Annotated in this window: 12 protein-coding genes and 1 pseudogene; 9 read left to right on the top strand and 4 right to left on the bottom strand. The window is 70.9% G+C overall.

Annotation, left to right across the window (positions count from 1 at the left end; genetic code table 11):
- Positions 1 to 199: 199 nt before the first annotated feature.
- Positions 200 to 1252 carry an NAD(P)-dependent oxidoreductase gene (locus FRAQA3DRAFT_RS09310; protein WP_009738805.1) on the bottom strand — a complete coding sequence of 351 codons (1053 nt, stop codon included), beginning with the start codon at positions 1250 to 1252 and terminating at the stop codon, positions 200 to 202.
- Between the two features lie 375 nt (positions 1253 to 1627).
- Between FRAQA3DRAFT_RS09310 and FRAQA3DRAFT_RS09315 the strand changes: the two genes are divergently transcribed.
- Entirely contained in the window at positions 1628 to 1984 is a 357-nt protein-coding gene (locus FRAQA3DRAFT_RS09315; protein WP_009738806.1) for a group 1 truncated hemoglobin, read from the top strand.
- Between the two features lie 604 nt (positions 1985 to 2588).
- On the opposite strand, the gene FRAQA3DRAFT_RS09320 is transcribed toward FRAQA3DRAFT_RS09315, so the two are convergent.
- Positions 2589 to 3467 (bottom strand): SAM-dependent methyltransferase, encoded by an 879-nt coding sequence (locus FRAQA3DRAFT_RS09320; protein ID WP_009738807.1) that lies wholly within the window; start codon positions 3465 to 3467, stop codon positions 2589 to 2591.
- A 23-nt stretch (positions 3468 to 3490) separates the two neighbouring features.
- Positions 3491 to 4174: a TetR/AcrR family transcriptional regulator gene (locus tag FRAQA3DRAFT_RS09325; RefSeq protein WP_157467232.1), complete on the bottom strand. Its 684-nt coding sequence runs from the start codon at positions 4172 to 4174 to the stop codon at positions 3491 to 3493.
- 187 nt (positions 4175 to 4361) lie between these two features.
- Here FRAQA3DRAFT_RS09325 and FRAQA3DRAFT_RS09330 point away from each other — a divergent pair, with 187 nt between their 5' ends.
- The 6 genes from FRAQA3DRAFT_RS09330 (at position 4362) to FRAQA3DRAFT_RS31410 (ending at position 10141) form a co-directional block, all read left to right on the top strand.
- A complete protein-coding gene (locus FRAQA3DRAFT_RS09330) occupies positions 4362 to 5189 on the top strand; it encodes an ABC transporter substrate-binding protein (protein ID WP_009738809.1) in 828 nt (275 codons plus the stop codon).
- 185 nt (positions 5190 to 5374) lie between these two features.
- Complete coding sequence (locus FRAQA3DRAFT_RS09335; protein WP_009738810.1) at positions 5375 to 6262, top strand: LLM class flavin-dependent oxidoreductase; 888 nt, start codon at positions 5375 to 5377, stop codon at positions 6260 to 6262.
- A 174-nt stretch (positions 6263 to 6436) separates the two neighbouring features.
- Positions 6437 to 7408, top strand: a complete 972-nt coding sequence (locus FRAQA3DRAFT_RS09340; protein ID WP_009738811.1) for an aldo/keto reductase — start codon at positions 6437 to 6439, stop codon at positions 7406 to 7408.
- Positions 7409 to 7453: 45 nt separating this feature from the next.
- A complete protein-coding gene (locus tag FRAQA3DRAFT_RS09345; RefSeq protein ID WP_009738812.1) occupies positions 7454 to 8032 on the top strand; it encodes a pyridoxamine 5'-phosphate oxidase family protein in 579 nt (192 codons plus the stop codon).
- Entirely contained in the window at positions 8019 to 8432 is a 414-nt protein-coding gene (locus FRAQA3DRAFT_RS09350) for a hypothetical protein (RefSeq protein WP_157467234.1), read from the top strand. Before FRAQA3DRAFT_RS09345 ends, FRAQA3DRAFT_RS09350 begins: the two co-directional genes overlap by 14 nt.
- Before the next feature lie 170 nt (positions 8433 to 8602).
- Complete coding sequence (locus FRAQA3DRAFT_RS31410) at positions 8603 to 10141, top strand: serine/threonine-protein kinase (RefSeq protein WP_157467237.1); 1539 nt, start codon at positions 8603 to 8605, stop codon at positions 10139 to 10141.
- Positions 10142 to 10165: 24 nt separating this feature from the next.
- Here FRAQA3DRAFT_RS31410 and FRAQA3DRAFT_RS09360 read toward each other — a convergent pair whose 3' ends face one another.
- Positions 10166 to 10663 carry a DinB family protein gene (locus FRAQA3DRAFT_RS09360; RefSeq protein WP_232291988.1) on the bottom strand — a complete coding sequence of 166 codons (498 nt, stop codon included), beginning with the start codon at positions 10661 to 10663 and terminating at the stop codon, positions 10166 to 10168.
- A gap of 139 nt (positions 10664 to 10802) precedes the next feature.
- Here FRAQA3DRAFT_RS09360 and FRAQA3DRAFT_RS37000 point away from each other — a divergent pair.
- Positions 10803 to 10919: pseudogene (locus FRAQA3DRAFT_RS37000) on the top strand (SAM-dependent methyltransferase); the annotation flags it as partial.
- An 825-nt stretch (positions 10920 to 11744) separates the two neighbouring features.
- The gene (locus FRAQA3DRAFT_RS09370; RefSeq protein WP_009738817.1) at positions 11745 to 12044 is read left to right on the top strand and encodes a hypothetical protein; all 300 of its coding nucleotides are present in this window, start codon (positions 11745 to 11747) and stop codon (positions 12042 to 12044) included.
- Positions 12045 to 12056 lie beyond the last annotated feature (12 nt).

Raw genomic sequence — 12056 nt, forward strand, 5'->3', positions numbered from 1 at the left:
CGGAGGAAGCACACGCCTACGATGCATAACTCGATCATGCGCGTTCGGCCGGGTCAACCACGGCGCCGCCAACGCAACAGCGCCCGCGCTGCTGTGCACGCGTCGAGGCAGCCGCCTGATCCAGACCGGCTTCGTCACCGAGACCAGTGCCGCCGACAGCACAGCCGGGTCGTCCCCACGGTGATCCTCTGCGGCTCGGTCATCGGGCGGCGGGGTCGGGTTCAGAATCAGCGCGGTCAGGTTCAGGACCAGCGGGGGCGAGGTCGGGGTCGCTGCGGGATTCGAGGGCGGTGAGGACGGCGACCATGTCGGCGGCGGCGCGGCCCTGCGCCAGGGTTTCGCGGTAGAGCGCGTGGCAGACGTCCGTCAGGGGCGACGCGATGCCGGCGGACCGGGCCGCCTGGGCGATCAGACGGGTGATCTCCAGCACGTCGGGGACGGCGGCCTGCACGGTGAAGTCACGCTCGACGAGCTTCGGCAGCTTCGTCCGGGAGACGTCGCTGGCCATCGGGCCCGCGGCCAGCACCCGGCCGAGCACACCGAGGTCGACGTCGTTGCGCCCGGCGAAGTGCACCGCCTCCGCGAGCCCCGTCACCAGCGTGATCAGGAACAGGTTGACGGCGAGCTTCGTCGACATCGCCCGGGGAATCGGCCCGCAGTCCACCAGGTCCTGGCACATCGGGGCGAGCAGCGGTCGCACACCGGCGACGTCACCGGGGTCGCCGGCGAGCATGGCCACGAGCCGTCCGGCCTCGGCGGGCCCACGCGACCCGGACACCGGTGCCTCGACGAGGCGAGCGCCCACCCGGCGGAGGTCGGCGTCGAGGGCTCGCGAGTAGGCCGGCGAGGTCGTTCCCATCTGGACGAGCATGCGGCCCCGCAGCCGGGCCGGGAACGTCGGGCCGCCGCGGTCGAGCACCACATCGATCGCCTCGGGGCCGGCGAGCATGACGATCACGACACGGCAGCGCGCGAACACCTCGGCGGGGTCGTCGGTGGTCTCGGCCCCGGCCGCCACCAGGGGCCCGGTTCGGACGGGCGTGCGGTTCCACACCACCAGCGGCCGGCCCGCGGCGGCGAGGTTCGCCGCCATCGGCTGGCCCATCGTGCCGAGCCCGACGAAGCCGACCGGTCCCGCGTCGAAGGCCGGGTCGCCGGGCGGGTCGCTGGGCGGGTCGCAGGGCGCTGTCCCGGTCGCGGCCCCCCGATCGCCTGCGGATGCCGGGCCGGCCGTCGTGGATGCCGAGGTCACCGCATCACCCTCCCACTTCGACCGGACCGGGACATGGCCAGTATCGAGGCACGGGCCAGGATCTGGCCTGGCGAGTGGAGGCCGTGTTCCACGGCTGGCGGGACCGGCCCGGTCCCCACCACCAGCGGCTGGTCTCGGCTGGGCGGCGGCCGCGGCCGTCAACAGGCGATGTGTCCTCCCACGCCTGGGCGTAAGGAGCCGGACGGCCCGCGGGCGCCGGCCGTCTGTCTCCGCCGCGCGGGCATTCGGCTCTTTCACGGAAAGTCGCGCCTGCGGTTCACTGGACATATCGGACAGGTACCAGCGCGCAGCCCACGCAACACAGCATGGTCAACGATCCACGATCGGACCTCTCCTGCGAAAGCGAGACCGCTGATGAGTATCTACGACGCTGTCGGTGGCGCGACGGCCGTGCAGGCCGCGGTCGACGAGTTCTACGTCCGGGTGACGGCCGACCCCACCCTTGCACCCTTCTTCGCCAACCGGGACCTGAACCGTCTCAAGGCGCACCAGCGGGCATTCGTCGCCGCGGCGATCGGTGGCCCCGAGGTCTACCAGGGCCGGGACCTCGCCACGGTACACGCCACGCTCGGCATCACCGGCGCCCACTTCGACGCGGTGGTGGACCATCTGATCGCGTCGTTCGCCGGCCTCGGCGTCCCGGCGGAGACCACCGGCCAGCTCGGCGCGATCCTCGCCCCGCTGCGCTCCGACATCGTCACCGCGTCCTAGGGGCGCGTGTCGAGTGGTGATCTGTCTGCGGGATTCGCTTTTCCGGTGGGGCGTGATCCGGTAGGTCGTCGGGTGTGATGTGGGTGGAGGTGACGGGCGAGCAGTGGGGGTTCATCGGGCCTCCTCTGCCGATCTGCGGGTTCGGCCCGCACCCGGAGCGGTTGCGGCCGGCCTGTCGGCCACGACGCCGATCCCGCCACGGAACGGAACACCGCCGAACGGCTGATCAGCCGAACATCTGATCAACAGACTGAAGGTGTGGCGAGGCACCGCCACCCGCTACGGCAGAACCCCGGGCGGCTGCCTCGCCGGTCTCGGGCTTCGCATGTCCACCATCTGGATCAAGGAGTTTGCCCGGTCACCTTCTGCTCGCAGCCGGCTATGCGCCCTGGTCGCAGGGGTTTCCGGTGGGGCTGTGTGCGGGTGCCCGCTCACGGCTGGTGCTGATCTCGACGGCGGGGGTGGCCTGGTGGGTGGTGGTGGTCCCTGGCGGCTCCGGCTCCGGCTCTGACTCTGGCTCTGCTCTGCTCTGCTCTGGCGATCATGGTGTTCCGCGGAACCGCGCCACGCCTCCGGGTAGCACTGTGCGGCGCGGCGGCGCGCGTCAGACTTTTCGGCCGACCGCGCCGTAGTTGCTGACCTCGAGGTCGGTCAGGCCGGTCGCGGTGCCGTCCGGGCGCCAGCGGTGGACGACCTGTACACCCGGCTCGACCAGCTCCAGGCCGTCGAAGAACCGGGCGACCTGTGCGCGGGTACGCGGCTGAAGGGGGATGCCGCGGCTGCGGTAGGTCTCGGCGACCTGCTCCCACGCCGGGTCCTGGTCGGCGGTGATGTGGGAGAGGGCGAGGTAGCTGCCGGCGGGAAGCGCGTCGACGAGGCTGCGGACGATGCCGTAGGGGTCGTCGGAGTCTGGGATGAAGTGGAACAGCGCGATGAGGGACAGCGCGACCGGCTTCGTCGCGTCGAGGGTCTCGCGCAGCTCCGAGGAGGTCAGGATGCTCTCGACGTCGCGGACGTCGACGTCGAGGTAGGCGGTGGCGCCCTGCGGGGTGCTGGTGAGCAGGGCGCGGGCGTGGGTGAGGACGATCGGGTCGTTGTCCGCATATACCACGCGCGCGTCGGGGACGATGCTCTGGGCGATCTCGTGCAGGTTCGGCGAGGTGGGGATGCCGGTGCCGATGTCGAGGAATTGCCGGACGCCGACCTCGCCGGCCAGGAAGCGGACCGTCCGGGCCAGGAACGCCCGGTTTTCCCGGGCCACGACCCGCAGGTTCGGGAACGCGGCCAGCGACTGCTCGGCGGCCTCCCGGTCAGCGGGGAAGTTGTCCTTCCCGCCGAGGAAGTAGTCGTACATCCGGGCCGAATGCGGCTGGTCGGTCTTGAGATCCACCGGGCTGCGCTCCTCGACGAGACTCTGCCACCACCGCTCGCCCGCCAGGTCCCGCTCGCCTGCATCCGTCACCGCGGCCAGCCCCCCTCGCATCTGGACGATTCCGTCGAATCACCCTATCCGGCGCGATATCCGTTAAGGAACGCATCGATGCCGACGCGGACGGCCTCGCGGGTCTGTCCCTCGTCCAGCGGCGGCGAGCCGTAGGGGCGCATCGACACGCCGGCGGTGGCCAGGGCGATGAAGTGGACCGCCGCGACGGCGGGGTCGCCGATGCGTAGCAGCCCGGCATCGGCGAGCCGGGCCAGGCGGCGGGCGACCTCGCCCCGCACCCGCAGCGGACCGGCCTGCTGCCAGGCGTCGATGAGCGCCGGCGGAAAGTGCGACGACTCGGTCTTGATCTGCTCGACCATCGCGAAGTGCTCGGGGAACTCGGTCCGTTGCGCCACGAAGGCGTGCCCCAGAGCGACGAGGTCGCCCTCCAGGTCGGTACCCGTCAGACGGCGCTCGGCGTTACGGGCGAACTCGTCGGCGACCTGGGCCGCGCTTGCGTGCAGGACGGCCGAGAAGAGCTGCTCCTTGCTCTCGAAGTGGTTGTAGATGGTGCGCGTGGAGACACCGGCCTCGGTCGCGATCGCGTCGATGCTGGTGCGCGAGTAGCCGTCACGGCCGAACATCCTGCGGGCAGCCCGGGTGATCGCCGCATGCTTGCCCGCCCGCCCACCCGTCCGTGCCGCCGGGCCCAGCGCTGCCGCGTCCGGCGGCATCGAGCCGGAGATCGACACGCCGGGCTGCGACACGCCGGGCTGCGAGATGCCGGGCAGTGAGGTGCTCAGTGGTCCTCCACAGGTCCGGACGGCTTCCTGCCGTCCCCGCCCCCGATTTGCCATGCACGTTGTACTTTACCAGCGTCCCGCGTTACCGTCGCCAAGCCGACAAAGCCGACCGGACGCATCGGGAAGCCGCCCAGCCTCGCGAGGAGCCGCCGTGAGACGCACCCCCAGCCCCTCCGTCCGTCGCGTCGCCGGAGCACCCGGCGTCGCACTCGGCGCGTGGACCCTGGCGGACTGCGGGGGCGGCGACGGCGGCAGGACCTCCCAGCAGGGCGGCCGGTTGACCTACGCGATCGACCAGGACGGCGGCTGCATCGATCCCCACCAGTCACCGCTGGCGACCGTGCAGCTCGTGACCCGTGGTGTGGTCGACTCGCTCGTCGCGCAGGATCCCAGGACGGGCGGCTTCAAGCCCTGGCTGGCCACCTCCTGGACGGTCTCCCCCGACGCGCGGGAGTTCACGTTCGATCCGCGACCGGGGATCACCTTCAGCGACGGGACGCCCCTGGACGCCGAAGCCGTCAAGCGGAACTTCGACCGCGTCGTCGACCCGGCGACCAAGTCGACCTCCTCGGTCCTCTACCTCGCCGGCTACCAGGGCACGACGGTCGTGGACGGCGACACGGCCACGGTGCGCTTCAAGCAACCCGGCGCCCAGCTCCTCCAGGCGGCGTCCACCGCGTTCTTCGGCCTGGAATCACCCGCGACCTTCGCGAAGGGACCGCAGGGCACCTGCCAGAAGATCGTCGACAGCGGGCCGTTCACGCTGGACTCCTACACCCCGCGCCAGGAGGTCACCCTCACCAGGTGGGCGGACCACGCCTGGGCTCCGGCGACGGCGGCCCACCAGAACGCGCCCTTCCTCGACGGAATCACCTTCAAGACCATCTCGGAGGACGCGGTGCGATCGACCAGGCCCAGGCCATCCCGATCAACGATGTCGTCTACATCGTCGGGACCGCCCCCAACGTCGACGGCCTGACCTTCGACGCGCAGGGCTTCCCGTGGTTCTTCGACACCTCCCTGCGGAAGTGACGCCGGCCCACCCGGCGGCGGCCTGGCCGCCCCGTTCGACCTGCAGGCCGAGCGGGTGCTGCTCCGGAGCGCCGCCGAGCGCGTCCGCTGGAAGCGGCCTCGCTCATGACCATCACCACAGGAGGATCCTCCGTGAGCACCATTGTCGGACAGCAGCTCGGATTCGGCACGGAGCTGGGCGTCGGCTTCGATCCGGATCGCCTGGCCGAGGACGCGCAACACGCCGATGCCCTCGGATACGACCTGTTCAGCATCAGCGATCACCTCCACAGCGACCAGCCCAGGTTCGAGCCGTGGACGGCGCTGACGTGGGTGGCCGCGGCGACCGAACGCATCGGCGTCCTGCCCAACGTGCTCGGGCTGCCCTACCGCGCACCGGCGGTGACGGCGAAGATGGCCGAGGTTCTCGACCGGCTCAGCGCCGGGCGGCTCGTGCTCGGCCTCGGCGTCGGCGGGTACGACCAGGAGTTCGCGGCGTTCGGCCTGGCTCGACGCACGCCGGGGCAGAAGGTCGCGGCCCTCGAGGAGGCGGTGCGGATCATCCGTGGCCTGTGGACCGAGGAGACGGTGACCTTCGCCGGGGAGCACTTCCACACCGACGAGGCGCGCATCGAGCCCAGGCCGGCGCATCGCATCCCCGTCTGGCTGGGCACCTACGGTCCCCGGGCACTCCGGCTGACCGGTGCGCTCGCCGATGGCTGGATTCCGTCGTTGCCCCGGCTGGAGCTCGCCGAGGCGGTGGCCATGCGGGCCGCGGTCCGGTCGAGTGCCCTGGCCGCCGGGCGCGATCCCGATGAGATCACGTGCGCCTGCAACGTCGTCGTCGGGTTCGACGAGCGCCGCTCCCCCACGTCCCGGCTCGTCGTCGGCAGCAGCGAGGCGATAGCCGAGCAGCTCGTCACGATCGTCCGGGCCGGCTTCACCTTCCTTCAGGCACTCGGGCTGGCAGAACCCGAGCACCGGGAGCGGTTCGCCACCGAGGTCATCCCGCTCGTCCGTAACGAGCTCGTCCGCGCCTGACGCGGCGGAGCAGGGCCTGGGCGGCGGCATGGTGCCCGTGCCGCCGAGTCCACCGCCTCCTGAGGAGGGAAGCGGGCCTGGCGTGCCAGCGGAGTCTCGTGCGACCCGAGGACTAACGTGGCACCGGGTGCCGCACCCGGCTCGTCCCGACCCCCTCGGATTGGATCACGGCGCATGAAGCATGTGTCACTGGCCGGACTGGACGTCTCCCGCCTCGGCCTCGGCGCGATGGGGATGTCGGCGTACTACGCCGGCGCCGGTGCGGACGACGCCGAGTCGATCCGGACGATCCACCGGGCGCTGGACCTCGGCGTCACCTTCCTCGACACCGCGGAGATCTACGGCCCGTTCCTCAACGAGGAGCTGGTCGGCCGGGCGATCGCCGGGCGCCGCGACGAGGTGGTGCTGGCGACCAAGTTCGGTCTGATCTCGCACCGCGACGGCGACCGGCCCGGCCTGGACAGCTCGCCGGCGAGCCTGCGGGCCGCGCTCGAGGGGTCCCTGCGCCGCCTCGGGGTGGAGCACGTCGACCTCTACTACCAGCACCGGGTGGACCCCGACACGCCGATCGAGGACACCGTCGGCGCGCTCGGCGAGCTGGTCACCGAGGGCAAGATCCGCCATATCGGCCTGTCCGAGGCCGGCGTCGAGACGATCCGGCGGGCGCACGCGACCCACCCGATCACGGCGCTGCAGACCGAGTACTCGCTGTGGTCGCGGGAACCGGAGGCGCAGATCCTGCCCCTGCTGCGCGAGCTCGGCATCGGCTTCGTCCCCTACTCCCCGCTCGGTCGCGGCTTCCTGACCGGCCGGATCCGCTCGGCGGACCAGCTCGAGGCCGGCGACTTCCGCGGCGGCAATCCTCGCTTCGCCGCCGAGGCGCTGGCGCAGAACCTGCGGATCGTGGCTGAGGTGGAGGCCGTCGCCGGCGAGCTCGGGGCCACCCCGGCCCAGGTGGCGCTGGCCTGGCTGCTAGCCAAGGGCGACGACCTCGCTCCGATCCCGGGCACGAAGCGGGTCAGCCGGCTGGAGGAGAACGCGGGCGCGGACGCGCTCGTCCTCACCCCCGACCAGCTCGCCCGGCTCGACGCGATCGAGCCGCCGGTCGGCGACCGCTACTCCGACATGACCACCATCGGACGCTGACCCCCGTGGACCCCGAGGGTCGGCCCAGGCCCGGGGAGATCGAAGATGACGGTTCCGACCGAGGACGCCGCCGCCGGTCCGGACGCGGAATTACCCGACCGACGCGGGCGGGACGGCCAGCCGCCCGGCGCTGGCCTGACCGGCGAGCAGCGGCGGTTCCTCGCCGTGCACACGCGTGGCTTCCTGATCGTGACCGGCGCGGACGGCGGGCCGATCGGCTACCCGATGACCGTCCGATGGTGCGACGGGACGCTGGAGTTCAACACCTACCGCAGGAGCGCGAAGGTCAGCCACCTGCGGCGTGACGGCCGGGTGTGCGTGGTCGTGGTGCCGCGGGACCGTGCCGCCGATCGTCGGGTGCTCAGCGTCTGGGGACGCGTGCAGCCGGGTGAGGGGACCATCGAGCACTGGATGCGCGACGGCGACGGGCCGGAGCCGGGCCTGTCCACACCGCCCCACATCACGCCGCCCCCCGTCACGCCGCCCCCCGTCACGCCGCCCCCCGTCACGCCGCCCCATGTCGTCCGCAAGGTCCGGGAGAGACTGCTCGACGGCAAGCGGATCATCATCCGGGTGACCCCCCTCACCGCCCTGTTCACGGAAGGAGCGGATGATGCCGGCTGAGCGCCGCCGGCGGATCGCGATGAGCGCCGAGCAGCTCACGGCATTCCTCGACGGTTCCGCGGAGATGGTCGTGGCCTATGTGGACGCGGCCGGTTGGCCTGTCGGCACCCTGGCCAGGGCCGACCGCCATCGGGAGGAGATCACGGTCGAGTTCGACGATCCGACGGGGACCGCCGCCGGGGTCGGCGTCGGCGACGCCGTGTGCTGCGTCGCCGAGCAGGGGGCCAGGTACGACGAGATCAGGGGCGCGATCGTGCGCGGCGAGGTGACCGCGGCCGCGACGGCGGACGGCCGGCACCGGTGGACCGTCCGGGCGCGTCACACCAGCAGCTTCGATTTCGCGGCCCTGGCCGACCCGCCCGGAGAATCCAGCGAACCCGTCAGCCCACGCCAGCCCTGACGATGTCACCGTCATGGTGATGCGTGCCGGGGTGCCCCGAGGAGGGGGCCGTTCTCCCCTCACCCGGGGATCGCGAGCCCGGCGCTTCGCCTGTCGGCGGGCCTACTATGCTTGCCGTCACAAAGCTCGCCTCGCCCGACCGGCCAGGCGATCGTGCGGGGGGCGCCGACATGACCGGAACAGATGGTGCCGTCGGCAGGATTGTCGGAAGCCGCTATCGGATACTCGACCGTCTCGGCGCCGGCGGGATGGGCACCGTGTGGCGCGCACGCGACGAGACACTGAAAGTGGACGTCGCGTTGAAGGAGGTTCGCCTCCCGGCCGAGAGCTCTGCCCGGGAGCGCGCGGAGCGGGTCGCGCGGGCGCGCCGCGAGGCGGAGCACGCGGCTCGGTTGCGAAGCCATCCCGGAATCGTGACCGTCCACGATGTCCTCGATGACGGGGGCCTGCCCTGGATCGTCATGGAGCTGATCGCCCAGTCCGAGTCGCTCCTCGACCGGTTGCGCGCTCGGCGGCTGTCCGTCGACGAGGTCGCCCGGATCGGCGCCGACGCGGCCGACGCGCTCGCCTTCGCCCACGATCACGGGGTTGCACACCGCGACATCAAGCCGTCCAACATCCTGCTCACCCAGGACGGACGGGTCCTGCTCACCGACTTCGGCATCGCCTCGCACCACGACGACAGCACGCTCACCGCGACCGGAGTCGTCGGTACCCTGGCTTATACCGCCCCGGAGCGCTTCGGTGGCGGGCCGTCCGACCTCCGCAGCGACGTGTTCTCGCTCGGGGTCACCCTCTACCAGGCGGTCGAGGGCGTTCTTCCCTTCGGCGGCGAGAACACCGCCGCGATGCTTGCCGGAATACTTTTCGAGCCGCCGCGCCCCGGCCTGCGGGTTGGCCCACTCGGCGACGTCCTGTGGGCAATGCTGGCGAAGGCCCCCGCCGAAAGACCCGACGCGCGAACCGCGGCGAGGCTGCTCCGCCAGGCCGGCCGCCCCATGACCATCACCGCGCCGACGCGGCGCCCCACGCCGCCTGCGCCGGTGGCGCCGCGGCTGCCACCGGCTGGCCCGCCGGGCGCCATCGCGCGCCCGCCGACGCAGCGGGAACCTGGTCGCGCCGTGGGCCGTCGCGTGTTGCCCTGGCTGGCCGTTCCCGTCGGTGTCGCCGTTTTCCTGGCGCTGCTGCTCCCGCGGCTTCACCTCACGGGAAAAGACGACCCCAACGCCGGTGCCGGCTCGACCTCCGTCCCCTCCGGTCCACCGAGCCGCGGGACAGTGCCGGTCAACACTCCCACACCGACCCTGGACTCGGGACCGAAACCGCCCGCTCCGGGAACCTATGTCATCAATCGAGATTTCGTCGGCGACATTTCCTGGCGGGTGACCCTGACCTCCATAAGCGTCGGAAACGACGGCACGATGCGAGCATTGGTCCGTTACCAGAAGCTGACGGACGGGTCTTCACTCGTGTGCCCGAGCACGTCTTCGAGAAACTCCGCGAGTCTTTTCCTGGCCGACGGTACGCGGGTGCCGCTCATCGCCGACTACTGCTCTCAGCACCTCGGCGAAATGCAGTGCACATCGTATCCCTGCACCCACGTGAGCTGGGGGGACTTCCCCGTCCCGCCGGACCGTAGCACTTCCTTCTCGCTCGCCTGGTACTCCTGGGGCAGCGTGACCGGCATACGCCTCGGCTCTCCCCGCTGACACGTGCCGGTCAGGGCTGACGCGTCAGCCCTGACCGGCCCTGACGATGTCACCGTCATGGTGGTGGCATTCGTGCAACGCGCTGCGGGCTACCAGAGCGACACTGACGACCCGCCCGTCGAGGTCGATCGTCCGGCGCGACCGGCCCTCGTCCAGCTGCGTGATCGTCTCGCGTAGGCGGGCGACTCGGCGTTCGAACTGGCCGAGCAGATCGGCCAGGTCGCCGTTGCGGTAGTCCGCCGCGGCCACGGACGCGTCGGGGTCGACGGCCGGGATCACCGGAGTCTCCTCGGCGGTGGCCCGTTCGACCAGCCAACGGTGGAAGGCCATGGATTCGCGCAGGTGCCCGAGGTACTCGATCGGCGACCAGGTACTCGGCCCCGGGCGGTGCCGCACGACGTCCGCGGGCAGGGCTTGCAGGTGCTCGGCGATCCTGCCGGCGACCAGGCCGAGATCGGCGGCGACCTGCGTGACGCCGGCGGCGGACGCGTCGAAGTCGCACTCGCTGCACTGCTGTTCCACCGTCGACTCCTCTACTTCCGTCTGCGCACGTTTCAGGAAACCGTAGCGATGCGGCCGAGTTCCACTAGCCCCGACCCGCGAACGGCCGGACCATGCCCACGGGCGAGGGATCGAACTCGACCAACGGAATCGACGAGGAATCCGAAATCTCCACCCGGATCATTCTGGCAGGCGCCCGGCCCCGGACCCGGTGGATCTGAAGACCGATCGGCCGCACTCGGCCCGGATGTACGACTACTACCTCGGCGGCAAGGACCGAGGCGGGCATCCGGCAGTTCCTCGACGATCGTCCACCGGCTCCTGGACGCCCTTCCCTCGGGCAGCTACCTGCTGCTGTCCCACGCCACCACCGACTTCGACCCCGCCGCGGTGAAGGTCGCCGAAAAGAAGCCGTAACGGACCAGGCCCGGCCCGCGCACCGCGTCACCCGCGCTTATCGGAAGCCAGGAGACGTAGCAGATCTTCGGGTATGGGCGGCAGTGGATCTACCGCGTATCCGAACCATCCAATTCCGTGTGCGTCGTAGCGGAGACGGCCGACGGTGGAGCCGAGGGGCTCCTCGATGTGGTACGAGAAAAGCGCGAACGCCCATTCCCGCGGTTCCTGTACCTCCCCTTCCCCGCAACCTGTCGACTCGCTGACCGGCCAGCGTATGCCGATCAACTTGTCGGCGAGGTGGGGATGCTTCGCGTTCTTGTACACGACGCAGACCGAAGGTGCCAGCGGGCCCGTGCGATCCAGCCAGGAGCCGAGGACAACCACCCCGGGTTCGGGGGACTTACCGAGTTCGCGGACATGATGAAGCATCCGCTCGGCAGGCAACGAATCTTGATCAATTCTCATTGGTAAGCCGTAAGGATAGCAGGTGTCATTTCTCGGTAGCGGTAGAAAGGAAAGTGCGACTGTCCGATTTTTCCGGTCAGGAAGTTGCTACAACGCAAGGCAGGGATCTCGTAGACGCGGGACGACACCGGCCCGCGCGGCGCACTGGTGGCCCGATTGTCCGCGGAACGACCGCTCACAATCGCCGGTCGCGCCGGCGTCCAGCCGCGCCGGCGGTGTGCGGGGAGATGGTAAAAGGATGCCTGATCTCGTCGGCGCGGAGTCGCCGAAGATCAGAAAGGGCCTCCTCCTACAGCCCTCTCACCGCGGCGACCACCACCCCGGCGACGGCGGCGAGCAGGCCGAGGGTGGTCAGCCCGGCGCGGGCGCCGGCGAGGATGAGCCGCCGTCTCTCGGTGACGTCGGGGTGGCCTACTCGTCTTCACCGGTCGACCAACCCAGCAACTCGGACTTCGCCGGGTCGGGCCTCCCCGCCGGTCCGGTCAACCTTGGCGGTCCGGTCAACGCGATCGGGTTCGGCAGGACTCTGGAGAAGTAAGAGAGGGAGGAG

Source organism: Frankia sp. QA3, assembly GCF_000262465.1.
GTDB lineage: Bacteria > Actinomycetota > Actinomycetes > Frankiales > Frankiaceae > Frankia.

Coding starts and splice junctions, on each gene's coding strand:
- FRAQA3DRAFT_RS09315 (WP_009738806.1), top strand. CDS start 1,628: ATGAGTATCTACGACGCTGTCGGTGGCGCGACGGCCGTGCAGGCCGCG.
- FRAQA3DRAFT_RS09320 (WP_009738807.1), bottom strand. CDS start 3,467: ATGCGAGGGGGGCTGGCCGCGGTGACGGATGCAGGCGAGCGGGACCTG.
- FRAQA3DRAFT_RS09340 (WP_009738811.1), top strand. CDS start 6,437: ATGAAGCATGTGTCACTGGCCGGACTGGACGTCTCCCGCCTCGGCCTC.
- FRAQA3DRAFT_RS09345 (WP_009738812.1), top strand. CDS start 7,454: ATGACGGTTCCGACCGAGGACGCCGCCGCCGGTCCGGACGCGGAATTA.
- FRAQA3DRAFT_RS09350 (WP_157467234.1), top strand. CDS start 8,019: ATGATGCCGGCTGAGCGCCGCCGGCGGATCGCGATGAGCGCCGAGCAG.
- FRAQA3DRAFT_RS31410 (WP_157467237.1), top strand. CDS start 8,603: ATGACCGGAACAGATGGTGCCGTCGGCAGGATTGTCGGAAGCCGCTAT.
- FRAQA3DRAFT_RS09370 (WP_009738817.1), top strand. CDS start 11,745: ATGCCTGATCTCGTCGGCGCGGAGTCGCCGAAGATCAGAAAGGGCCTC.